We start from the raw sequence: 23,307 nt of genomic DNA, 5'->3' as shown, positions 1-23,307 counted from the left end.
TCGGCTCTTTCCCATGAGGCGAAAGCAGGATCCTCTTGTCCGTGTCCTCGGACGGCTTCACCGCCGAGCTCGCCCGCGAGCAGGCGTACGTCACCACCCTCTACGCGAAGCTCGACGCCGAACGCGTCGAGGCCCAGCGGCGCCTCGACGAGACCCTCCGCCAGACCGGCGGCACCCCGCAGGCCCGCACCGAACGCGACGTCGCCACGACCCTCTACACCGACCGCCTCGCCCAGCTCGGCTCCGTCGAGCAGGGCCTGGCCTTCGGGCGGCTCGACTTCGTCCCCGGCAACGCCGAGGAGACCACCTACATCGGCCGCCTCGGGCTGTTCGACGAAGATGACGACTACCGGCCGCTGCTCGTCGACTGGCGGGCGCCCGTCGCGCGGCCCTTCTACCTCGCCACCGCCGCGTCGCCCGAAGGCGTGCGGCGGCGCCGGCACCTGCGGTCGCTGACCCGCAAGGTCACCGGCTTCGACGACGAGATCCTCGACCTCACCGCCGCCGACCAGGGCCAGGACCTCGGGCTGGCCGGCGAGGCCGCGCTGCTCGCCGCCCTCGAACAGCGGCGCACCGGCGAGATGAGCGACATCGTCGCGACCATCCAGGCCGAGCAGGACCGCATCATCCGCGCCCCGCTGGGCGGCGTCATGGTCGTGCAGGGCGGCCCGGGCACGGGCAAGACCGCCGTCGCGCTGCACCGCGCGGCCTACCTGCTCTACACGCACCGCCAGCAGCTCACCACGCGCGGCGTGCTCGTCGTCGGGCCGAACAGCACGTTCCTGCGCTACATCGGCCAGGTGCTGCCGTCGCTCGGCGAGACCGGCGTGCTGCTCGCCACCGTCGGGCAGCTCTACCCGGGCCTGGACGCCGACGGCGTCGAGCCGCGCGAGACGACCGAGGTGAAGGGCCGGCTGGTGATGGCGGAGGTGCTCGCCAACGCCGTCCGCGACCGCCAGCGCGTGCCCGAGCCAGTCCTGGAAATCGAGTACGAGCACGACGTCCTCAAGCTCGACCGCAAGACGTGCGCCGACGCCCGGACCCGTGCCCGCCGGTCGCGGCGCCCGCACAACCCGGCGCGGCGCCTGTTCGTCTCCGACGTCCTCGACGCGCTGACCCGCCAGGCCGCCCGGAAGCTGGGGGACGACCTCCTCGACGGCCAGGACCTGCAGGACATCCGCGCCGAGCTGGCGGCCGACGAGAACATCGCCGCCGCGGTGAACTCGCTCTGGCCCGTGTTGACCCCCGAAGGCGTGCTCGACGACCTGTTCGCCGACCGCGAACGCCTCTCCGCCGCCGGCCGGAAGCTCCTGCCGGAGGAGGACCGCGCGCTGCTGGAGAGCGGCCGCGACACGAAGTGGACCCCGGCCGACGTGCCGCTGCTCGACGAGCTGGCCGAGCTGATCGGCGTCGACGACACCGAGGCCCGCGTCGAGCGCAAACGCCGTGAGCGCGAGGACCGCGCGTACGCCGAGGGCGTGCTCGACATCCTCGAACAGGACGAGGAGATCATCGACGAGGAAATGCTGCGCGTCTCCGACGTCCTCGACGCCGAGCTGTTCGCCGAGCGCCAGGTGGAGCGCAGCGAGCTGACCGCCGCCCAGCGCGCCGCGCAGGACCGGACCTGGACGTTCGGGCACGTGATCGTCGACGAGGCCCAGGAGCTCTCGGCGATGGACTGGCGGCTGCTCATGCGGCGCTCGCCGAACCGGTCGATGACGCTGGTCGGCGACGTCGCGCAGACGGGCGCGGCCGGCGGCGCGGGGTCGTGGGGCGAGGCGCTCTCGCCGTACGTCGCGGACCGGTGGCGGCTCGAGCAGCTGACCGTGAACTACCGCACGCCCGCCGAGATCATGGCGGTCGCGGCCCGCGTGCTCGCCGAGGTCGACCCGGCGTTGTCGGCGCCGTCTTCGGTGCGGGAGACCGGGGTGGCGCCCTGGTCGGTGCGGCCGGCTTCCCTCGCCGCGGAGCTGCCCGGGCTGGTGGACGGCGAACTGTCCGCTGTGGACGGTGGCACGGTCGCAGTACTGGTGCCCACTCACCGGTTCGACGAGGTGTCGTCGTGGCTTTCGGAGCATGACGAGCGGCTGAGCGTGCTGACCGTCGAGCGGGCGAAGGGCCTCGAGTTCGATTCGGTGATCCTGGTCGCGCCGGACGAGGTCGTGGCGGGCTCGCCGCGCGGGCTCAACGACCTGTACGTGGCCCTGACGCGCGCTACGCGGCGGCTCGGCGTGGTCGCCACGGGTGACGACGTCCCGGCACTCTCCGTGCTTGGCTAGGGTGCCCGGCATGCAGAAGATCGGGAAGATCGTGGTCGTCGCCGCGGCGGCGCTGTCGCTGGCCGCGTGCGGCCAGGACGCCAAGACCCAGACGGCCGCGCCGGCGGGCCCGCCCGTCCCGTCGTCGGACGCCGCGCAGGCGACCCAGAGCAAGGGCCGCGAGTGCACCGCGGACGACATCAAGACGACGGGGAAGTTCGGCGAGAAGCCGGAGATCACCATCCCGGACGACTGCGACCCGCCGAAGAAGCTGATCACCAAGGACCTGTCCGCGGGCACCGGCGCGGGCGCCAAGGCCGGCCAGAAGCTCCAGATGAACTACCACCTGGTGACGTGGTCGGACAAGCAGGTGCTCGACAGCTCGTTCGGCCAGAAGCCGTTCGACCTCACCCTGGGCGCGGGCGAGGTCATCCCGGGCTGGGACCAGGGCCTGGAGGGCATCAAGCAGGGCGGCCGCCGCCTGCTGATCATCCCGCCGGACCTCGCGTACGGCGAGGGTGGCCGTGGCATCAAGCCGAACGAGACGCTGGTGTTCGTCACCGACGCGGTGGCGGTCCCGGCGGCCTAGAGCAGAGCCTCGAGTTCGTGAAGGCCACCTTGAGGAACTCTACGTTCCTCAAGGTGGCCTTCACGGCTTTCAGGGGATGAGCAGGAGCTTGCCGGTGGTGCGGCGGCCCTGAAGGTCCTCGTGGGCGCGCCGGGCGTCGGCCAGCGGGTACTTGCCGCCGATGCGGACGGTGAGGTCGCCCGCGAGGACCGCGTCGAACAGCTCCTTGGAGCGCCAGTCGATCTCCTCGCGGGTGCGCGTGTAGTGCGCCGACGTCGGGCGGGTGAGGTACAGCGAGCCGCCGGAGTTGAGGCGCTGCGGGTCGATCGGCGGGACCGGGCCGCTGGAGGCGCCGAACAGCGCCAGCAGGCCGCGGATCTTGAGGCTGGCCAGGCTGCCGTCGACGGTGTCCTTGCCGACGCCGTCGTACACGACGTCGACGCCGTCGCCGCCGGTCAGCTCGCGGGTGATCTTCGCGAAGTCGTCGCGGTCGTAGCGGATCACCTCGTCGGCGCCGGCCTCGCGGGCGAGCTTCTCCTTCTCCTCGGTCGACACGGTGCCGATCACGCGGGCGCCGCGCGCCTTCGCCAGCTGCACCAGCAGCAGGCCGACGCCACCCGCGGCCGCGTGCACCAGCACGTCGTGGCCCGCCTTGACCTCGAACGTGGACGCGACCAGGTAGTGCGCCGTCATGCCCTGAAGCATGGTCGCGGCCGCCGTCTCCAGCGAGACGCCTTCGGGCACCTTCACGGCCATCGACGCGGGGAGGACCTTGCGCGCCGCGTAGCTGCCGAGGGAGCCCTGCCAGGCGACGCGGTCGCCGGCCTCGAACCCGGTCCCGGAGGCGGCTTCGACGACCGTCCCGGCGCCCTCGAGGCCGAGGACGAACGGCAGGTCGATCGGGTAGATGCCCTGGCGCTGGTAGGTGTCGATGTAGTTGACGCCGGCCGCGGCGACGTCGACCAGCAGTTCGCCGGCCTCCGGGGCGCGGACGTCCACTTCGGCCGCTTCGAGCACTTCCGGGCCGCCGGTCTTCGTCACCTGGACTGCGGTGGGCATGCGTCCTCCTGGGGTCGGGTTCTCCCAGGCACAACTATGGCCGACGCCACGCTGTTCCGCGTTCCGGCCGGTCTTTGGTTATGGTTCGGGACGTGGAAGAGACTGTTTCGCCGCCGACCAGCGCGCAGCTGGGCGCGGCGCGCAAGTTCGTGAAGGCGCACGGCAAGCCGTCCCGCGCGGTGGTGGAGAACATCGGCCGGGCGGGCGCGCGCGTAGTGCTGGTCGGAGCCGACGGCGCTCTCGGTGACGTCGTGGTGCCCAGCGTCGAGACGGGTTCGGCATTGATCGAGGCGGTCGAAGACCTCTCACCGGCGACGTGGGACGCGGAGACGGTCAACCAGACGAAGATCGGCCCGGAGCACCGCCGCAAGATGGCCGGCCGGTGAGCCGCACGGCAATCCTGGTCGGCTGCGCGGAGCTCCCTTCGGGCGACGGCGACGACGACGCTGTAGTGCCCGCTTTGGAGTCATTGGGTTTCTCGGTGTCCTGGGCGGCTTGGGACTCGGGTGCCGCGTTCGCCGACGCCGACGCGGTGATCCTGCGGGCGACGTGGGACTACGCTTCCCGCCGTCCGGAGTTCCTGTCGTGGTGCGAGTCGGTCCCTGCTTTGTTCAACTCCGCGGCCGTCGTCCGGTGGAACACGGACAAGTCGTACCTCACGGAGCTGCTCGACGCGGGTTTGGCGGTGGTCCCGACAGTCCTGGTCTCGCCCGGTGACTCGGCCCGGTTCCCTTCGTCGGACTTCGTGGTGAAGCCTTCGGTCGGCGCGGGTTCCCGCGGTGCGGCCAAGTTCGCCGGCGGCGCGGACGCCACCTCTCACGTCGAGGCCCTGCACGCCGACGGGCACACGGCGCTGATTCAGCCGTATCAGTCCAGCGTGGACACTTCCGGCGAGCTGGCGTTGGTTTACCTGGGTGGGTTCTACTCGCACGCATTCTCCAAGGCCGCGATGCTGGGGTCCACAATGGATGCCTCGGGGTTGTACCTGTCCGAATCGTTGGCCGCGGCCTCGCCGCCCGCGGACGCGGTCGCGTTGGCGGAGGACGTCCTGGACGCGGCGTCGGCTTTGCTGGGGATCTTGCGTGCGGAGCTGCTGTACGCACGGGTGGATGTGGTGCGTGGTGCGGACGGGAAGCCGTTGCTGCTGGAGCTGGAGCTGACGGAGCCGTCGTTGGGCTTCCGTCAGACGGACGCATCGGCGGCAATGCGGTTCGCTTCGGCGGTGCGGCAGCAGCTGGCGTAGTCACCGCACCGCGGCGAGCGCAAGGGCGACGACGGCCCCGATCGCGGTCACGGCTAGGGAGCCGGTGATCAGGTAGAGCCCGCCGATCCCGCTCAAGCCGACTTTGATCAATTCCCGGAGGCTTCGGCCCCGCGCGGATTCGTCACTTGTCCTCTTTCTGGTCACTGTGCTACCCCTTTATCGGTGTACTAGTACGCACGGGGCAATGGTGGCGGGCGGTGAGCCGGTCCGGGAATGATCTCTTGTTTCCAGGGCGGGTTTCTCGTTGTCGAAGGGTTGTCATCAGATTTTCGCCGTTGCTCGCAGAATTTCGGCACTTGTCGATCTTCGTCGGAGTAGCGGAGGATTCCTTGAGCATCCGGACGGACTGGGGACCGGCGAGCGAAGCGAGTTCGCCCGCCGAGGTCGAAGCCGCGCTGCGCTGGCTGGCGACCCGCAAGGAGGGGGAGCCGCTTCGATTCCTTCGCGAGGCGATCGAAGAACCGGCGAGCGAGTCGGCGCACGTGCTCAGCTCATTGGTGGAGCCGACGGCGTCGCTGTCGGCTGGAGTATCCGAGACGCGCGCGTTCGCCATCTGGGGTCTGCTCGTCGACGAGATCGGATCGGTCGGCAACGACCGCCGCCGCGCCACCCTGATGGCGGCGTTCCGGGTACCGCCGGCGCCGGGCGGCACCGTCTGGAAGACCAAGCTGGGCGACCGGTTCCGGCAGCTGATGGTGCTTCCGCGCGTCTTCGGTGACCCGCCGCCCACCACCACGACGCCGATGAACCAGGCTTGGCGATGGGGGCTCGAGGCGTTGGCCGCGTCGCTGACCAATAAACTCGATTTGCTGGACGGACCGGACTGGCAGCCCTACGTCGACATCGGTCGCGGGGCGGTGGAGGCGACGAACGCGGGGTGTGTCAGCTGGCGAGCCCGGGCGGCGTCGAAGGGGGCGCAGCCGGTGTTCGTGAAGCACATGCTCGTCAGGGCGGTGATGCACCACCGGACGGTGCAGCGCCGCATCACTGAACGCGACATCGTCGCGTGTGAGGACGGCGTCGACGGTTTCAACGTCCACGCACGCATCGGCTGGAAACACGACACAGGAGACCTTCCGGTGAAGGCTCTGTGGGCGTGTCGTGTGGCGGCTCCACCCTGCGGCCCGGCGGTGGTGCGGTTGCGCTTTCGCCGGACGCTGCGGAAGGGCGAGCGGTACGAATTCGTCTCCGAGGCGCTCGACGGGCACTTGGAGGAGGAACGCCGGTGGCTCAACGTCGACGTCGACCACCACGGGATCGCACCCGGGGGTTTGACCATCCAGCTGAACTTCGATGCGAAGCAGCTCCCCGAGGCGTGCTGGTGGTACGCGGAGCAGCTCGAATTCGAACGGACTTGTCAGCCGCCGCAGGGTGATCCGCATCTGCTTCCCATCGGGGACGGTTTCGTTCAGCACACTTTTCTCGAAGGGTGCCATCCGCGGGAGAGCTATGGCGTGGCGTTCAGGTGGAAATCCTCGTGACCGACGTGAAGTCACCTCGGTCACGAGAGATCGATCCTGGTGGAACTGATCAGTTCCCCGTATTGCCGCCGCCGCCACCTGCGACGACGGAGACGGTGGGGGCCGTCGGTTCGTGGCTGCTCGACGCCAGTGCGGTCGCTCCGAACAGTGCGAGAACCATGGCTGCCGCTGCAAGTGTTCTGCGCCAGTGGTTATCGTTGTTCTTCACCGTGAGTCTCCTTCGCCGGTTGGGAAAATTCGACTCACGGTAGACAGGAAGCGGCCGACACGATCGAGCACGGCATCTCTCTTTGGTGTCGACGTGAACCCGGTAAGATCGTACCTGTGCTTGCCTAAGTGGTCGCCCGCTTCGCGGCAAGACGGTCTGCCCGCGGCCACCGCACATCGGTAGCCCACCCGAGTTGCTCAAAAGTCCGAATCACTCGCGCCGAGATATCGACCTGCCCCCGCAGCACCCCGTGCCGCGCACAGGTCGGATCTGCGTGGTGCGAGTTGTGCCAGGACTCGCCCATCGAAAGCAGCGCCAGCGGCCAGAAGTTGGCCGCCTTGTCGCGGCTCGCGAACGGCCTCTCCCCGATCAGGTGGCAAATCGAGTTCACCGACCAGTTGACATGGTGCAGGAAAGCGATCCGCACCAACCCGGCCCAGAAGAACGCCGTCACCGCGCCCCACCAGGACCACGTCAGCAGGCCGCCCAAGAGAGCCGGCAGAGCCAGGCTCAGCGTGATCCACAGCCAGAAGTACCGGTTGACGACTCGAAGATCGCCGTCAGCCACCAGGTCCGGGGCGAAGCGGTCCGCGTTGGTCACTTCGCGGCCGAACATCCAGCCCATGTGCGCGTGCCAGAAGCCGCGCAGCAGCGCCGATGCCGATGTGCCGAACAGCCACGGCGAGTGCGGGTCGCCCTCACGGTCGGCGAACGCGTGGTGCCGGCGGTGGCTCGCCACCCAGAAGATCACCGATCCCTGCACCGCCATGCTGCCCGCGATGGCCAAGATCACCCGCAGGGGCCGCGATGCCTTGAACGCGCCGTGGGTGAAGTAGCGGTGGTAGCCGACCGTCACCCCGAGCGTCGCGAACACGTAGAACGTCGCCGCCAGGGCCAGGTCGATCCACGTCATGCCCCAGCCCCACACCAGCGGGACCGCGACGAGGAGGGCCGCGAACGGCACCAGCAGGAATGTCTTCAGCACGAGCATCTCGCCGGTTCCCCGGCGGTGGGAGATGAGCGGCTTGGGCGCGGAGCGCGTCGTCATGGGCCAACCCTAAGCGGTGCGAGTTAAGGCGGCATGACCACCGGCTGCTCAGGCGGTGGCGAGCTCCTTAGGCGCCGCCGTCAGGGAGACGGCCGGACCGCGGTCGCGGCTTCCCGTCCACAGGGACGCCGTCGCGATGATCACCGCCATCGCGCCGAGGACGTGGAACGACACCATCGCCTCCGGAACGCCCAGCGCGTACTGCAGCGAGCCGAGCCCGCCCTGCGCGAGCGCCACCACCCACACCGCGATGTAGCGCTGCCACAGCCCCTTCGGCGCGCCGGCGCGCAGCAGCGTCAGGCCGAACACCGCCAGAAGCAGCATGTGCAGCACCAGCAGTCCGCCGTGCACCTGGGCGAGCGTCTCCACCGAGACGGCGAGGCGGTGGGTGTTGATGTCGCCGCTGTGCGGGCCGGCGCCGGTCACCGTCGTGCCCGCGGCCAGCACCAGCCACATCACGACGGCGAGCGCGACCAGAACCGAGCGGCCGGGGACCAGCGGGCGGGCGGGCTCGTCGCCTTCGCGGAACGCGCGCAGCAGCAGGACCGCGAGCCAGACGAGGGGAGTGGTGGCGAGGAAGTGGATCGCGACCGTCCACCACTCGAGCTTGGCGAGCACGGTCATCCCGCCGACGACGGCTTGCAGCACGACGCCGCCGGGCATCGTCCAGGCCAGCTTGACCAGGCGGGTGCGGCTCGGGTGGTCGATCTGCACGCGCCACGCCGTGATGACCGCGACCGCGGCGACGGCGATGACGACGCCGGTGAGCATCCGGTTGCCGAACTCGATCCACTGGTTGAGCGCGTGGATGCCCGGGTGGTTCACGGGGACCAGACTGCCGGCGACGCACTGCGGCCAGGTCGGGCAGCCGAGGCCCGAGCCGGTGACGCGCACGATGGAGCCGGTGACGCCGATCAGCGCCTGCGCGAGGACCGCGGCGATCCCGACGGCCCGCTGCACGGCGGCGGACGGAAACGGCAGGCGGGCGACGAGGCTGGTGAACGGCACCCATCGATGGTAGAGCGCGCGGAAATACGGCTTTCGGCAGGTCCCGGCGCCCAGAACGGAGGCGTGGACACAAGGGACCTAGGTCACGGCGGGCGGCGGACCTCGGTCGCGGGCGCCGGGTGTGACGCGGTGGGTCTTGATCCTGGCGGCCTTGGTGACCCGGGGTGCGGGTGGCGCGGCGGCCCTTGGTCGCGGGGGCCGGGGTGCGGCGCTGTGGTCCTTGGTGACGCGGGTTGCCGATGGCGTGGCGCACCTCGGACGCATGGGTCAGCAGTGACACGGCGGGTCTCGGTCGTGTGTGGCCCGGCAGGCCTCGATGACGTGGGCCCGGCAGGCCTCGGGCCGTCGGTCGGGTAAGGCGCAGCAGGTCGCTTCGGTGGCGCCGGCAGACCTCGAACGCACGGCTCAGCCGCGGCCCAGCGGACCCGGCACCGGCTGCTCCGAGATCACCCAGCACACCGCGGTCGTCTCGCCCGTCGGCCAGTCCTGGGGGATCGGGAGGATCACCGTCGACGTGGTGCCCGGCCGGCGGCCGCCCAGGTACGCGATCGCCTTCCGCTCGCAGTCGGCGATCGCCTTCGGTACCTCCGGGCCGTTCAGGTCGACCGGTGGATCGGTCGCCGGGCCCAGCACCCGCACGCCGGGCAGCGCCTCCGAGCGGTGCGTGCCGGTGCAGGGCACCACGTGGACCGGGCTCTCCTTGAGCGGCTCGCCCGCCCGGCACTCCTGGAACCGGCCGAGCCCGCGCGCCAGCACCCCGGCGAGCGCGCCCGGCTGCTTCACCGGCTTGTTGTCCCCGCCCCGGGCGGTGACCAGGCACGCGTACCAACGCGCGCCCGCGCTCCAGTCCCGCTCCTTCGGCCACAGCGCGAACGTTTCCAGGGTGCTCGCGTCCGCGTCCGGGCTGCCCAGGTAGGCCGGTAGCGCGGTCCGGCAGGCCGGCCGGGCGAGGCGCTTCACGTCCGGTGGGTACGTCGCCGGGACGTCCGGGGTGAAGCTCGCCGACGTCATCACCTCGTACTCGTGCGGGCGGTCGCAACCCACCTTCGTGATTTCGCCGTCGTCCGCGGGGAGTTCGAGGCAGTCCCCGCTGCGGTACGGCCCGACGCCGGTGCCCGGCCGCGGGACACCCGGTGTCGTCGGGACGACGGTCGCGGGTGTCGCGCGGCCGCCGGCGAACGTCGTGCAGCCGGCCAGCAGGAGTGGCAGCACCAGCACGAGGAAACGTCGCGAGCCCATGGGGGACGACGCTAGGACGCGGGCGAGGGGACCGGTCCCGAGAAAGCTGTCAGGTGAGCTTCGTCGTGCGGGAAGCCAGCGCTCCCGCGAGCACCGCCCAGACGGCCAAGACCAGCATTGGCCCGGGCGCGAACGCCCCGTCGACCAAAGCGGACCGCATCCCCTCGGCCAGCGCCCCCGACGGCAGCAGCTCCACCACCTGGGCCAGCCCCGAAGGCAGCGCCGACGGCGCCAGCAGGATGCCGCCCGCCAGCAGCAGTACGAACCAGACGATGTTCGCCAGCGCCAGCACGGCTTCAGCCCGCAAAGCCCCGCCCAAAAGCACACCCAGAGCCCCGAACGCCAACGTCCCCAGCACCAGCAGCAAAACCGCCGAAAAAAGCCCCGACAGGGACGGCGACCACCCCAGGAAAGCCGCCACCACCCCGATGATCACCGACTGCAGGACGACGACCACCAGCGCCGCCGCGAGGCGGCCCGCCACCAGCAACCACCGCGGCAACGCCGTCGCCGAAAGGCGCTTCAGCACTCCGTAACGCCGGTCGAAGCCCAGCGCGATCGCCTGGCCGGTGAAGGCCGACGACATCACCGCCAGCGCCAGGATCCGCGGCGTGATCCAGTCCACTTTGGACGTCGAGCCGAGCTGGGACGCGGGGAGGATGTCCAGCACGGACAGCCCGATGAGCAAGGCCAACGGAATGAGCAACGTCAGCAGGACCTGCTCGCCGTGGCGCAGCGTCAGGCTGGCCTCGACCCGCGCGTGCGTGCGCAGCATGCGGCCCAGGGACCCGCGTCCGGGCGCCGGGGTGAAGACGCCAGGCTCGAACACGCTCATGCCCGCAGCTCCCGTCCGGTCAGCTCCAGGAAGACCTCTTCGAGCGTCCGCTTGCCGACCTGCAGCTCCTCCGGCAGCACGCCCTGCTGCGCGCACCACGCCGTGACCGTCGACACGACCTGCGGGTCGACCGAGCCGGCCACGACGTACGTGCCCGGCGCCGACTCGCGCACCGCGTAGCCCTCCGGCAGCGCCGCCGTCAGCAGCGCCGTGTCCAGCCGCGTGCGCGCCTTGAACCGCAGGCCCGCGTTGCCGCTCTCGTCGATCGTCAACGACTGCGGCGCACCAGAGACGACGACCTTGCCGTGGTCCACGATCACCACCGTGTCGGCCAGCGCTTCGGCCTCTTCCATCAAGTGCGTGGTCAGCAGCACCGAGACGCCGTCGCGGCGCAGCGCGCCCAGCAGGTCCCACACCAGCCGACGGGCCTGCGGGTCCATGCCCGCGGTCGGCTCGTCGAGGAACACCAGCTCCGGGCGCCCGACCAGCGCGCACGCCAGCGAAAGCCGCTGCTGCTGCCCGCCGGAAAGGCGCTTGAACGGCGTCCGCCGCACCGAGGCCAGCCCGAGGATGTCCAGCAGCCAGGCCGGGTCCAGCGGGGAGGCCGCGCAGGAGGCGACCAGACCGAGCATCTCGTCGGCGCGGACGCCGGGGTACGCGCCGCCGCCCTGGGGCATGATCCCGACGCGGGGGCGCAGCTCGGCCGACTCGCGCACGGGGTCGAGGCCGAGCACGCGGACCGTGCCCGCGTCAGCCCGGAGGAAGCCTTCGCAGACCTCGACGGTGGTGGTCTTGCCGGCCCCGTTGGGGCCGAGCAGGGCGAGCAGGCTGCCGCGCTCCATCCGCAGGTCGAGACCGTCGACCGCGCGGGTGGAGCCGTAGCTTTTCACCAGCCCGGTGATCTCGACGGCGGGGGCACTCACATCGGGTCACGATACGGCGTCGACCGGCGCGGGCACCCGCGGGGACGGCCTGGAGAGCAAGACGGGAGCGAGGCGCCGCACGATCAGCATCCCGCCGCCGCACACGACGATCGCCGCGACGTAGGCGAACGGAAGCACGTACGGCCGGCCGTCGAAGGTGCTGCCGGTCGGCGGTAGCAGGAAGGGCAGGGCGGCGGACACGACCGCCGCGGCCACCCGGAACCGGGACGTCCCGGCCGCGGCCGCGAGGGGGATCACCGCCCACAGCAGGTACCAGGGCTGCAGGTTGATCTGCAGGATCATCACCGCGCCGAGGGAGACGCCGAGGCCGATGATCGGCCGGTAGCGCCACTTGAAGCTGTCCCACAGGAACTTGACCGTGATGGCGACGGCGATCAGGTAGCCGAGCGCGCCGAGGATCGGCACCAGGCCGTTGGTGTGGTTGCCGAGCCCGAGCGCGATGCCGAGGACGCCGGAGAGGTTGGCGATCTCGGCGGTGGGGGAGATCCAGGAGCGGACCAGGCCGGGGGTGTCGAACGTCGCGCCGACCCAGCCGAAGCCGAGGCCGGTGCCGAAGCAGACGGCGACGAGCACGACACCGAACCACAGCGCCATCGGCGCTCCGGCGAAGAAGAGGTCCTTGAGCCGGCCGTGCCAGCGCCGCGCGACCATCACGGCGAAGAACGGCAAGGCGAACAGGGCGGGCAGCTTCACCGCGACGCCCAAGGTGATGATCGCCACCCCGAGCCCGATGTAGAGCAGCTCGCCGCGCGCCAGGGGTGGTGGCGTGTCGCCCTTCACCCGGATCGGCAGCCGCCGGATGCCGACCTCCAGCCCCGCGAGCATCAGGCCGATGGCGAGCGCGTCGTTGTGGGCGCCGGCGACGAAGTGGAAGATCAGCAGCGGGTTCAGGGCACCGAGCCACAGCGCGGTGGCGGGCTGGACGCCGAAGCGGCGGGCCAGCCGGGGCAGCGCCCAGACGATGAGGACCACGCCGGCGAGGGCGAGCACGCGCTGCAGGAGCACGCCGACGGCGATGCTGTTGCCGGACAGCGGCGCGAGCCAGCCGCCGAGGCGCAGCACCAGGGGCCCGTACGGCGCCGGTGTCTCGCGCCACATGTTCGACACGCCCATGGTGAACGGGTCGGCGACGCCGAGGGCCTGCGCCGGGCCGAGGACGTAGGGGTCCATGCCGCGGTGCACGATCTCGCTCTGCGCGAGGTAGCTGTAGACGTCGCGGGAGAACAGCGGCGGGATGACCAGCAGCGGCAGCACCCACAGGGCGATCGTGCGCGCGAGCTGGCCCTGCGACGCGAGCCGGGCGCGGTCGGGCCGGGCGAACTTCCCGAGCATCAACCAGCTCAGCACGAGGATGCCCATGCCGGAGATCGCGATGGCCAGCGACACGGTCGGGATGCGGGTGAACAGCCGCAGCACCGGGATCTCCTGCACCGGGTTGATCACCGGGGCGGCGCCGGCGCCGAGGGAGCCGAGAGCGAGGAAGAGCGACCCGATCGTGCCGAAGCGGCGCACGACGTTCAGCCCGCGCCGCTCGTCCGCTTCGAGGGGGAGGGGTTCGCTGGGCCGGACGGGCGAGAGCGTCACGGGGTGGGCGTGCCCGGTCTCGAGCACCGTCGCTTGCTGGTCCTGTTCACCCACTGCCACGGGTGCAGGGTATCGGGGCCGCTCCGGAGTGAGTCGGGTCACTGCCGGACACCCCGCCTTTGCCGACCGCCGGGAAATAAGACACACTTGTGTTGTGAAAAAGACGGAGGCGGGTGACCAGGCGGGCGGCGACATGCCCCGCGCCGCGCTTCCGCATGTTCCGTCGCAGGTCAGCGCCGAGGGCAAGACCCGGCACGAGGTCGCGCGGCTGCTCCTGGAACAGGGTCCCATGACCGCTGTCGTGGTCGCCGAGCAGCTCGGGATCAGCCCGACAGCCGTCCGCCGGCACCTCGACGCGCTTCTCGCGGACGGCGAAGCCGAGACGCGGGACGCGCCGCGCCGCGGGCCCCGTGGGCGAGGTCGTCCGGCCAAGCTCTTCCTGCTCACCGAGTCCGGCCGCGCGCGGTTCGGGCACGCCTACGACGACCTGGCCGTGTCCGCCATCCGCTTCCTCGCCGAGCACGCGGGCGAAGACGCCGTACGCGCCTTCGCCGAGCGTCGCGTCGCGTCTCTGGTCGAGCCGCACCGTGCGGCGATCACCGGGTCGAGTGATCCGGCGACGCGCGCGGAGGTCCTCGCGACCGCGCTGACCAGGGAGGGCTACGCTGCGTCGACCCGTCAGGTCGGCGCGCCCGCCCCGGGTCAGAACGTCGGAGCGCAGCTCTGTCAGCACCACTGTCCGGTCGCCCACGTGGCCGCGGAGTTCCCGCAGCTCTGCGAGGCCGAGACGGAGGCGTTCGCGCGGCTGCTGGGCACCCACGTCCAGCGGCTGGCGACCATCGCGCGCGGTGATTCCGCGTGCACCACCCACGTACCCGTTACGGCGGGTCACCCGGCCCATCCCGAGCCGGGAAGCACAGAGCCTTCGAGGACGGCGGAGCCGCTGTCCCCGAGGCGCGAAGCACGGATCCCGAATGGAGGGAAACCCGCATGACTGCCGCTGCTGAGCAGCGCACTCCCACCACCGCGCCCTTGAGCCAGGAAGAGACCATCGAGTCCCTGGGCAAGTACGCGTTCGGCTGGGCCGACTCCGACGAGGCGGGCGCCAGCGCCCGTCGCGGGCTGAACGAAGATGTCGTCACCGACATCTCCGGGAAGAAGTCCGAGCCGGAGTGGATGCGCGAAGCGCGACTGAAGGCGCTCAAGCTCTTCGAGAAGAAGCCCATGCCCAACTGGGGTGCGGACCTCTCCGGGATCGACTTCGACAACATCAAGTACTTCGTCCGCTCCAGCGAGAAGCAGGCTGCGAGCTGGGAAGACCTTCCCGAGGACATCAAGAACACGTACGACAAGCTGGGCATCCCCGAGGCGGAGAAGCAGCGCCTCGTCGCCGGTGTCGCGGCGCAGTACGAGTCCGAGGTCGTCTACCACTCGATCCGCGAGGACCTCGAGGCCCAGGGCGTGCTCTTCCTGGACACCGACACCGCGCTCAAGACGCACCCTGAGCTGTTCGAGGAGTACTTCGGCTCGGTCATCCCGGCCGGTGACAACAAGTTCTCCGCGCTGAACACGGCGGTCTGGTCCGGCGGTTCGTTCATCTACGTGCCCAAGGGCGTCAAGGTGGACATCCCGCTGCAGGCCTACTTCCGGATCAACACCGAGAACATGGGCCAGTTCGAGCGCACCCTGATCATCGTCGACGAAGACGCCTACGTGCACTACGTCGAAGGCTGCACGGCGCCGATCTACCAGTCCGACTCGCTGCACTCGGCGGTCGTGGAGATCATCGTCAAGAAGGGCGCCCGCTGCCGCTACACGACCATCCAGAACTGGTCGAACAACGTCTACAACCTGGTCACCAAGCGCGCCAAGTGCGAAGAGGGCGCGACCATGGAATGGATCGACGGCAACATCGGTTCCAAGGTGACGATGAAATACCCGTCGGTGTTCCTCATGGGCGAGCACGCCAAGGGCGAGGTCCTGTCGGTCGCGTTCGCGGGCGAGGGCCAGCACCAGGACGCGGGCGCCAAGATGGAGCACCTCGCGCCGCACACGTCCTCGACCATCGTGTCGAAGTCGGTGGCGCGCGGCGGCGGCCGCACCTCCTACCGCGGCCTGGTCCGCGTGGCGAAGCGCGCGCACCACTCGCGCTCCAGCGTCGTGTGCGACGCGCTGCTGGTGGACACGATCTCGCGCTCGGACACGTACCCGTACGTGGACATCCGCAACGACGAGGTGTCCATGGGCCACGAGGCCACGGTGTCGAAGGTCAGCGAAGAGCAGCTGTTCTACCTGATGTCGCGCGGTCTCGACGAGGCCGAGGCGATGGCGATGATCGTGCGCGGGTTCGTCGAGCCCATCGCGCGTGAGCTGCCGATGGAGTACGCGCTCGAGCTGAACCGCCTGATCGAGCTCCAGATGGAAGGGTCCGTCGGCTAGTCATGTCGGTTACCGAGAACAACGTTTCGGAGTCGCTTCGCGAGGGGGCCGTCATTCCGGCGGCCTCCCGCGCGGAGCGCTTCACCTCCTACGACGTCGAGGCCTTCGAGGTCCCGGGCGGCCGTGAGGAGAACTGGCGCTTCACGCCGATGAAGCGGCTGCGCGGCCTGCACGACGGCAGCGCACCCGCCACCGGCGAGATCACCCTCGAAGCCGACGCCGCGCCCGAGCTGACGATCGAGACCGTCGGCCGCGACGACTCGCGCCTCGGCCAGGCCGGCGTCCCGAGCGACCGGATCGCCGCCCAGGCGTACTCGTCCTTCCAGAAGGCCACCATCGTGACGGTGCCCAAGGAGACGAAGGCGTCCAAGCCGTCGGTGCTGCGCATCCACGGCCCGGGTGTGGACCAGGTCGCCTACGGGCACCTGCAGGTCCGCGCCGAGGCGTTCGCCGAGGCCGTGGTCGTGCTGGACCACGTCGGCTCCGGCACCTACGCCGACAACGTCGAGTTCGTCATCGGCGACGGCGCCAAGGTCACCGTGGTCAGCGTCCAGGACTGGGCCGACGACGCGGTGCACGTCTCCGAGCAGCACCTGAAGCTGGGCCGCGACGCCGCGCTGCGGCACACCGTGATCACCCTGGGCGGTGACCTGGTCCGCGTCTCGCCGACGGCGACCTTCACCGACAAGGGCGGCGACGTCGACATGCTCGGCGTCTACTTCGCCGACGGTGGCCAGCACCAGGAGCACCGCCTCTTCGTCGACCACGCGGTGCCCAACTGCAAGTCGCGCGTGGGCTACAAGGGCGCGCTGCAGGGCGAGGGCGCGCACACGGTGTGGATCGGCGACGTGCTGATCCGGGCCGCGGCCGAGTCCACCGACACCTACGAGTTCAACCGCAACCTGGTGCTCACCCCAGGCGCCCGCGCGGACTCGGTGCCGAACCTCGAGATCGAGACCGGCGAGATCGAAGGCGCCGGCCACGCGAGCGCGACGGGAAGGTTCGACGACGAGCAGTTGTTCTACCTCCAGTCGCGCGGGATCGGCGAAGAGGCCGCCCGCCGTCTGGTCGTGCGCGGGTTCTTCCACGAGATCCTGGTGAAGATCGACGTCCCGGAGGTGCGCGAGCGCCTCGAAGCCGCGATCGAGGCCGAGCTCGAAGCCGTTGGCGCCTGACGCCGTCCACCGCAGACTTTTAGGAAACGAAGAATGGCTACCCTGGAAATCAAGGACCTGCACGCCTCGGTCAACACCGACGAGGGCGCCAAGGAGATCCTCAAGGGCGTCAACCTGACGATCAAGTCGGGCGAGACGCACGCGATCATGGGCCCCAACGGCTCCGGCAAGTCCACCCTGTCCTACGCGATCGCCGGTCACCCGAAGTACCAGGTGACCTCCGGCGAGGTGCTGCTCGACGGTGAGAACGTGCTCGAGATGAGCGTCGACGAGCGCGCCCGCGCCGGCCTGTTCCTGGCCATGCAGTACCCCGTCGAGGTGCCGGGCGTGTCCATGTCCAACTTCCTCCGCACCGCGGCCACCGCGGTCCGTGGCGAGGCTCCGAAGCTGCGCCACTGGGTCAAGGAGGTCAAGGAGGAGATGGGCAAGCTCGAGATCTCGCAGGAGTTCGCCGAGCGCTCGGTCAACGAGGGCTTCTCCGGCGGCGAGAAGAAGCGCCACGAGATCCTGCAGCTGGCGCTGCTCAAGCCGAAGTTCGCCATCCTCGACGAGACCGACTCGGGTCTGGACGTCGACGCCCTGCGCGTCGTGTCCGAGGGCGTGAACGCGTACAAGGCTTCGAGCGAGGTCGGCGTCATGCTGATCACGCACTACACCCGGATCCTGCGGCACATCACGCCGGACTTCGTGCACGTCTTCGCCGGCGGCAAGATCGTCGAGTCGGGCGGCAAGGAGCTGGCGGAAGAGCTGGAGGAGAACGGCTACGTCAAGTACGTCGGCAAGCCCGAGCCGGCCGCACTCTGACGCTTTTCCCAGTACTACACCGAGAACGAGAGGAGTCGGCCCGATGACCACCACCTCGGCCAGCTCTGTGCCACTCGACGTGGCGGCCCTCCGGGCCGACTTCCCCATCCTGTCGCGCACGGTTCGCGACGGGAAGCCCTTGGTGTACCTGGACTCCGGGGCGACGTCGCAACGCCCGACAACGGTGTTCGACGCTGAACGCGACTACGTCTTCACGTCGAACGCCGCCGTCCACCGCGGCGCGCACCAGCTGTCCGAAGAGGCGACCGACGCCTACGAGTCCGCCCGGGCGAAGATCGCGGAGTTCGTCGGCGCCGACCCCGAAGAGCTGGTGTTCACCAAGAACGCGACCGAGGGCATCAACCTCGTCGCGTACTCGATGAGCAACGCCGCCACGGCCGGTCCCGAAGCCGCGCGTTTCGTCGTCGGGCCCGGTGACGAGATCGTCATCACCGAGATGGAGCACCACGCGAACCTCGTGCCGTGGCAGCAGCTGTGCCAGCGCACCGGGGCGACGCTGAAGTGGTTCAAGGTGACGCCCGACGGCCGCCTGGATCTGTCCGATGTGGACGAGCTGATCACGCCGCGCACCAAGGTGGTCGCGTTCGCGCACCAGTCGAACGTGCTCGGCACGGTCAACCCCGTCCCGCTGCTGGTCGAGAAGGCCAAGGCCGTCGGCGCGCTGACCGTGCTCGACGCCTGCCAGTCGGTACCCCACTTCCCGGTCGACTTCCACGCCCTCGGCGTCGACTTCGCGGTGTTCTCGGGGCACAAGATGCTCGGCCCGTCCGGCATCGGTGTCCTGTACGGCCGCACCGAGCTGCTCGAAGCGATGCCGCCGTTCCTCACCGGCGGATCGATGATCGAGATGGTCCGCATGGAAGGCTCGACCTTCGCGCCGCCGCCGCAGCGGTTCGAGGCCGGCGTGCCGATGACGTCGCAGGCCATCGGCCTCGGCGCGGCCGTCGACTACCTCTCGGCCATCGGCATGGACCGGATCGCCGCCCACGAGCACGAGCTGGCCGCGGCGGCCATCGAGGGTGTCGGCGCGATCCCGGGCGTCCGGATCATCGGGCCGACGGGCCTGAAGGACCGCGGCGCGACCGTGTCGTTCGTGATCGACGGCGTGCACCCGCACGACGCCGGCCAGGTGCTCGACAGCCTCGGCATCGCCGTCCGCGTCGGCCACCACTGCGCGTGGCCGCTGCACCGGGCCTGCGACGCCCAGGCGACCGTCCGCGCGTCGTTCTACCTGTACAACACGCTGTCCGAAGTGGACGCCTTGGTGGCGGGTGTGCGCGAGGCGCAGAAGTTCTTCGGGGTGGCCCGGTGAACCTGGAGAACATGTACCAGGAGATCATCCTGGACCACTACAAGAACCCGCACGGGCGCGGCCTGCGCGACCCGTTCGACGCCGAGTCGTTCCAGGTCAACCCGACCTGCGGCGACGAGGTGACGCTGCGGGTCAAGCTCGACGACGGGAAGGTCGCCGACGTCTCCTACGACGGCCAGGGCTGCTCGATCAGCCAGGCCTCGACGTCGGTCTTGACGGATCTCGTCGTCGGCCACACCCTTGAGGAGGCGTTCACCACCATGGACGCCTTCGTGGAACTGATGCAGGGCAAGGGAAAGATCGAGCCGGACGAGGACGTGCTGGAGGACGGGATCGCCTTCGCGGGCGTTGCCAAGTACCCCGCCCGCGTCAAGTGCGCCCTCCTCGGCTGGATGGCTTTCAAGGACGCCGTCGCCCGGACCACCAGTGGAGCTGAGAAAGCATGACCGAAGAGACCGCCACCGACGTTCGCGAGGGCCGGACCGCCGCCGACCTCGACGCCGAAACGACCGCAACGCAGGACCTCGACCTCGCCAAGCTCGAGGACGTGGAGGAAGCCATGCGCGACGTCGTCGACCCGGAGCTCGGCATCAACGTCGTCGACCTGGGCCTGGTCTACGACATCCGCGTCGAGCAGGACAACACCGCCACGATCGACATGACGCTCACGTCGGCGGCCTGCCCGCTGACCGACGTCATCGAGGACCAGACGTCGGCGGCGCTGACGTCCGGCGGCCTGGTCAAGGACTTCCGGATCAACTGGGTCTGGATGCCGCCGTGGGGCCCGGAGAAGATCACCGAGGACGGCCGCGAGCAGCTGCGCGCCCTCGGCTTCACCGTCTGACTTCTTTGCCATAAAGGGCACCCTCACGGACTTAAGAGCCGTGGGGGTGCCCTTTATGGCGTTTACCGGTGTATAACGACCTACACCCGGCGGCAGAATGACTCAGCGTGAACGGCACCGGGTTAGGATCCCGGGGTGGTCCTGCGGTCGATCCTCCTGTTCCTGGCCGCGGCGGTGTGCGAAATCGGCGGCGCGTGGCTGATCTGGCAGGGCGTGCGCGGAAACCGCGGCTGGCTCTGGATCGGCGGCGGCCTGCTGGCCCTGGGCCTGTACGGTTTCGCGGCGACGCTCCAGCCGGACGCCCACTTCGGCCGCATCCTCGCGGCGTACGGCGGGGTGTTCGTGGCGGGCTCGCTGGCCTGGGGGATGGTGGCGGACGGTTACCGCCCGGACCGCTACGACGTGCTCGGCGCGCTGCTCTGCCTGGCCGGGGTCGCAGTGATCATGTACGCACCCCGGACGGGGTAACGTCGGCGGTGGCGGGCCGATAGATCATCGTGACCGAGATGTCCTTTCCGTCCGCGCCGCCCGAACCACCCCAGCCGCGCTCCAGTCTGCGCCTGGTGCTGGTGCTGATCTTCGTCGCGGTGCTCGGTGTGGGTGCCGACGTCTACGGCTTCGGGCGGCTGATGCTGGGGTACGAGGCCTACGTGATGCAGGGCGCGAACATGGAGCCCCACGCTGGCGCCCGGCGATCGGCTCGTCGTGCGCCGGGCCGACGCCGCCGAGGTGCACCGCGGGGATCTCGTCGCCATCGACGCCAGTGCGTTCGCCCAGTCGAGCCACGCCGGGATCAGCGTCTTCCGGGTGGTCGGGCTGGCCGGGGACACCGTCGCCTGCTGCACCGACGAGCAGCTCTCGGTCAACGGCAAGCCGATCACCGAGCCCTACATCAATCCCGGTGACGACGGCCTCTACGGCTTTTCGGCCAAAGTGCCCGAGGGCATGATCTTCGTCGAGGGCGACAACCGCGGCAACTCCGACGACTCGCGCTTCAGCGGCCCGGTGCGGTCGTCCGGCGTCATCGGGTTCGTGGTCGCGACCGGCACGGTGGTCACTCCGAAGGCGCTGACCCCGGTCACCTCGTTCGCCGACGCGGGTCTGCCGGGAACGCCGTACTCCGACGGGACCTTGCCCGGCTTGCGGTGGTGGATCCTCGGCGGGTTCGTGCTGTTCGCCGGCGGCGTCATCGGGCTGATCGTGATCGCCGTCCGGAGCGCCGGAAGACGACGAAGAGCAGCCGCAGCCCCACCAGTGCGCTGATCACCAGCAGGTTGTAGCCGAACACCTGGTGCAGGGTCAGGTCCGCGGCGATGCGCGGGCCGCCCGTGCCGGTCAGCAGGAGCACGGCCATGAGCCCGGTCGCCGCGCCGACGAAGGCCAGCAGGACCTCGTGCACCAGGCTCGTGACGACGTCGCGGTCGCGCTCGTCGGAGAACAGCCGGACGTTCACCGACAGCCGGCCCTCCTCCAGGGCCGCGCCGATGCGGTCGACGCGGCGGGGGATGCGGCGCAGCACCGGCAGCAGCGCCATGACCTCGGTGATCGCCGTGTGGCGCAGGGAGTCCGGCCGCAGCTTGGCGCCGACCTGCTCGACGGCGAACGCGCGCGACTCGGCCACGACGTCGAACGCGGGATCCAGCGCGGCCAGGGTGCCCTCCACTGTGGCGAGCGCCCGGAACACCGCGGCGACCGGCGGCGGCACGCTCAACCGGAAGTCCGCGACCACCCGGAACAACCCGGTGAACAGGTCGAGGCCGGCGGCGCGGCCGGGCCCGAAGTGCCGGGCGACCAGGGCGCCGAGGGCGCGTTCGAGGCGCTGCTCGTCGATGTCGTCCGTGCGGTCGACGATCTCCAGCAGGCCGTCGCGCAGGGCGGCCGGGTCGCCGCGGTCCAGCGCCAGGACGAGGTTCTGCAGGCCGCCGCGCAGCCCGGCGTCGAGCCGGCCGACCGAGCCGAAGTCCAGCAACCCCAGGCGGCCGTCTTCGAGCACCATGAGGTTGCCCGGGTGCGGGTCGGCGTGGAAGACGCCCCCGATCATCACCTGGTCGAGCAGGCACCGCAGAAGTGACCGCGCGAGCCGCTTGCGGTCGGCCGCCGGTGCCTGCTCCAGCGGCTTGCCGGCCAACCGGGACATGACTAGGACGCGCTCCGTGGACAGTGCTTTGTGGACGGTGGGCAGGACGACGTCCGGGCACGAAGTGGCGGCCACGGCGGTGATGTTGCGGGCCTCGATGGTGAAGTCGAGCTCCTCGGTGAGCGCTTCGGCGAACCCGTCGGCCAGCTCCGCGACCCCGAGCGAGCGCGCCCAGTCCGCGCGCTCCTCCAGCGCCGCGGCGACACGCCGGACGATGTCGACGTCGCATTCGGCCTGCTCCCGCACGCCCGGGCGCTGGACCTTGACCACGACGTCCTCGCCGCTGCGCAGCTTCGCCCGGTAGACCTGCGCGACCGACGCGGCGGCCAGGGGCTCGGGGTCGAACTCGGCGAAGACGTCGTCGGGTGAGCCGCCCAGCTCTTCGGTCAGCACGGCCCACACGGCGTCGGCCTTCGCGGGCGCCACCCGGTCCTGCAGCTTGCCGAGCTCGTCGACGAACACCGGGGGCAGCAGGTCCGCGCGCGTCGAGAGCAGCTGGCCGAGCTTCACGAACGTCACGCCGCCCTCCTCCAGCGCCTGGCGCAGCGAGCGGGCGAGCTTGGCGTGCCGTCCGGGCGCGAGATCGGGGTCGCGGCGGCCGGCGAGGTAGCGGCCGAGGCCGTGCTTGATGGCGATCCGGCTGATCTTCGAGTACCGGCGGGCGCGGCGGATCTTGGTGCGCACCGAGCGCAGCCGGAACCCGCCCGGCAGGGCCATTTCGGCGACCAGGAGGAAGATCAGCGTCGCGAGGAAGGCGCTGCCCGCCAACGGGATCAGCAGGCCGACGGCCGCACCGCCGTTGTGCAGCAGGGAAACCGGGAACGCCTGGGCGATGCCGCCCGCGACGAGCCAGCCGAACCCGGCGCCGCACAGCGCGCGGACGGCGCCGATCCGGACCCCGAGCACCCGCCGCGACGCGACCACCAGCGGCCACAGCACGAGCGCGTACAAGGGGAGGGTCAGCAGGCCCAGTAGGACGTCCATGCTCAGAGCAGACCACGCGGGCTGGGCCGGACGGCTCATGCGGCGGCGGGACCGGCCTCCCTCCCGCGAGGGAGCTACTTTCGGCCGTGGCCCGG

23 protein-coding genes are annotated in these 23,307 nt (G+C 70.4%); 14 read left to right on the top strand and 9 right to left on the bottom strand.

Annotated elements, in window-relative coordinates; genetic code table 11:
* Positions 1-35: 35 nt before the first annotated feature.
* Positions 36-2,279: an ATP-binding domain-containing protein gene (locus AB0M59_RS12080; RefSeq protein ID WP_364612770.1), complete on the top strand. Its 2,244-nt coding sequence runs from the start codon at positions 36-38 to the stop codon at positions 2,277-2,279.
* Between the two features lie 10 nt (positions 2,280-2,289).
* Entirely contained in the window at positions 2,290-2,847 is a 558-nt protein-coding gene (locus AB0M59_RS12075; protein WP_364612767.1) for an FKBP-type peptidyl-prolyl cis-trans isomerase, read from the top strand.
* A gap of 69 nt (positions 2,848-2,916) precedes the next feature.
* On the opposite strand, the gene AB0M59_RS12070 is transcribed toward AB0M59_RS12075, so the two are convergent.
* Complete coding sequence (locus AB0M59_RS12070; RefSeq protein ID WP_364612764.1) at positions 2,917-3,885, bottom strand: quinone oxidoreductase; 969 nt, start codon at positions 3,883-3,885, stop codon at positions 2,917-2,919.
* Between the two features lie 80 nt (positions 3,886-3,965).
* Here AB0M59_RS12070 and AB0M59_RS12065 point away from each other — a divergent pair, with 80 nt between their 5' ends.
* From AB0M59_RS12065 to AB0M59_RS12055, 3 genes are all read left to right on the top strand, one after another.
* Positions 3,966-4,271, top strand: a complete 306-nt coding sequence (locus AB0M59_RS12065) for a hypothetical protein (RefSeq protein ID WP_364612761.1) — start codon at positions 3,966-3,968, stop codon at positions 4,269-4,271.
* Positions 4,268-5,128: a hypothetical protein gene (locus tag AB0M59_RS12060; protein WP_364612758.1), complete on the top strand. Its 861-nt coding sequence runs from the start codon at positions 4,268-4,270 to the stop codon at positions 5,126-5,128. Before AB0M59_RS12065 ends, AB0M59_RS12060 begins: the two co-directional genes overlap by 4 nt.
* A 317-nt stretch (positions 5,129-5,445) precedes the next feature.
* Complete coding sequence (locus AB0M59_RS12055) at positions 5,446-6,630, top strand: hypothetical protein (protein ID WP_364612755.1); 1,185 nt, start codon at positions 5,446-5,448, stop codon at positions 6,628-6,630.
* 49 nt (positions 6,631-6,679) lie between these two features.
* Here the strand turns inward: AB0M59_RS12055 and AB0M59_RS12050 are convergent, their stop codons facing one another.
* The 7 genes from AB0M59_RS12050 to mptB form a co-directional block, all read right to left on the bottom strand.
* Positions 6,680-6,838 carry a hypothetical protein gene (locus AB0M59_RS12050; protein WP_364612752.1) on the bottom strand — a complete coding sequence of 53 codons (159 nt, stop codon included), beginning with the start codon at positions 6,836-6,838 and terminating at the stop codon, positions 6,680-6,682.
* 124 nt (positions 6,839-6,962) lie between these two features.
* Positions 6,963-7,886 carry an acyl-CoA desaturase gene (locus AB0M59_RS12045; protein WP_364612749.1) on the bottom strand — a complete coding sequence of 308 codons (924 nt, stop codon included), beginning with the start codon at positions 7,884-7,886 and terminating at the stop codon, positions 6,963-6,965.
* 48 nt (positions 7,887-7,934) lie between these two features.
* The gene (locus AB0M59_RS12040; RefSeq protein ID WP_364612746.1) at positions 7,935-8,894 is read right to left on the bottom strand and encodes a COX15/CtaA family protein; all 960 of its coding nucleotides are present in this window, start codon (positions 8,892-8,894) and stop codon (positions 7,935-7,937) included.
* A gap of 405 nt (positions 8,895-9,299) precedes the next feature.
* Positions 9,300-10,133: a septum formation family protein gene (locus AB0M59_RS12035; protein ID WP_364612743.1), complete on the bottom strand. Its 834-nt coding sequence runs from the start codon at positions 10,131-10,133 to the stop codon at positions 9,300-9,302.
* A gap of 49 nt (positions 10,134-10,182) precedes the next feature.
* Entirely contained in the window at positions 10,183-10,968 is a 786-nt protein-coding gene (locus AB0M59_RS12030) for an ABC transporter permease (protein WP_364612740.1), read from the bottom strand.
* Positions 10,965-11,891, bottom strand: coding sequence for an ABC transporter ATP-binding protein (locus AB0M59_RS12025; RefSeq protein ID WP_364612737.1), 927 nt, complete (start codon positions 11,889-11,891; stop codon positions 10,965-10,967). The genes AB0M59_RS12030 and AB0M59_RS12025 overlap by 4 nt, the downstream gene beginning before the upstream one ends.
* Before the next feature lie 6 nt (positions 11,892-11,897).
* A complete protein-coding gene (gene mptB / locus AB0M59_RS12020) occupies positions 11,898-13,550 on the bottom strand; it encodes a polyprenol phosphomannose-dependent alpha 1,6 mannosyltransferase MptB (protein WP_364612923.1) in 1,653 nt (550 codons plus the stop codon).
* A 139-nt stretch (positions 13,551-13,689) separates the two neighbouring features.
* Between mptB and AB0M59_RS12015 the strand changes: the two genes are divergently transcribed.
* From AB0M59_RS12015 to lepB, 9 genes are all read left to right on the top strand, one after another.
* Positions 13,690-14,490: a metalloregulator ArsR/SmtB family transcription factor gene (locus tag AB0M59_RS12015; RefSeq protein ID WP_364612920.1), complete on the top strand. Its 801-nt coding sequence runs from the start codon at positions 13,690-13,692 to the stop codon at positions 14,488-14,490.
* Entirely contained in the window at positions 14,487-15,935 is a 1,449-nt protein-coding gene (gene sufB, locus AB0M59_RS12010) for a Fe-S cluster assembly protein SufB (protein WP_364612734.1), read from the top strand. Before AB0M59_RS12015 ends, sufB begins: the two co-directional genes overlap by 4 nt.
* A 2-nt stretch (positions 15,936-15,937) precedes the next feature.
* Complete coding sequence (sufD, locus tag AB0M59_RS12005; protein ID WP_364612731.1) at positions 15,938-17,110, top strand: Fe-S cluster assembly protein SufD; 1,173 nt, start codon at positions 15,938-15,940, stop codon at positions 17,108-17,110.
* Positions 17,111-17,143: 33 nt separating this feature from the next.
* Entirely contained in the window at positions 17,144-17,914 is a 771-nt protein-coding gene (gene sufC, locus AB0M59_RS12000; protein WP_364612728.1) for a Fe-S cluster assembly ATPase SufC, read from the top strand.
* Positions 17,915-17,957: 43 nt separating this feature from the next.
* On the top strand, positions 17,958-19,247 hold the full coding sequence (locus tag AB0M59_RS11995) for a cysteine desulfurase (RefSeq protein WP_364612725.1): 1,290 nt from the start codon (positions 17,958-17,960) through the stop codon (positions 19,245-19,247).
* A complete protein-coding gene (sufU, locus tag AB0M59_RS11990) occupies positions 19,244-19,693 on the top strand; it encodes a Fe-S cluster assembly sulfur transfer protein SufU (RefSeq protein ID WP_364383403.1) in 450 nt (149 codons plus the stop codon). The genes AB0M59_RS11995 and sufU overlap by 4 nt, the downstream gene beginning before the upstream one ends.
* Positions 19,690-20,091, top strand: a complete 402-nt coding sequence (locus tag AB0M59_RS11985; protein ID WP_364612722.1) for a metal-sulfur cluster assembly factor — start codon at positions 19,690-19,692, stop codon at positions 20,089-20,091. The genes sufU and AB0M59_RS11985 overlap by 4 nt, the downstream gene beginning before the upstream one ends.
* Before the next feature lie 135 nt (positions 20,092-20,226).
* Positions 20,227-20,559 carry a YnfA family protein gene (locus AB0M59_RS11980; protein WP_364612719.1) on the top strand — a complete coding sequence of 111 codons (333 nt, stop codon included), beginning with the start codon at positions 20,227-20,229 and terminating at the stop codon, positions 20,557-20,559.
* 237 nt (positions 20,560-20,796) lie between these two features.
* Positions 20,797-21,354 carry a signal peptidase I gene (lepB, locus tag AB0M59_RS11975; RefSeq protein WP_364612716.1) on the top strand — a complete coding sequence of 186 codons (558 nt, stop codon included), beginning with the start codon at positions 20,797-20,799 and terminating at the stop codon, positions 21,352-21,354.
* Here the strand turns inward: lepB and AB0M59_RS11970 are convergent.
* A complete protein-coding gene (locus AB0M59_RS11970; RefSeq protein WP_364612713.1) occupies positions 21,278-23,212 on the bottom strand; it encodes an AarF/UbiB family protein in 1,935 nt (644 codons plus the stop codon). The two genes, lepB and AB0M59_RS11970, sit on opposite strands and share 77 nt — an antisense overlap.
* Between the last annotated feature and the right edge of the window lie 95 nt (positions 23,213-23,307).

Source organism: Amycolatopsis sp. NPDC051371 (assembly GCF_040682155.1).
Classification (GTDB): domain Bacteria; phylum Actinomycetota; class Actinomycetes; order Mycobacteriales; family Pseudonocardiaceae; genus Amycolatopsis.
The sequence above is the reverse complement of the archived record's forward strand: the minus strand, read 5'-3'. Positions and strand labels throughout refer to the sequence as shown.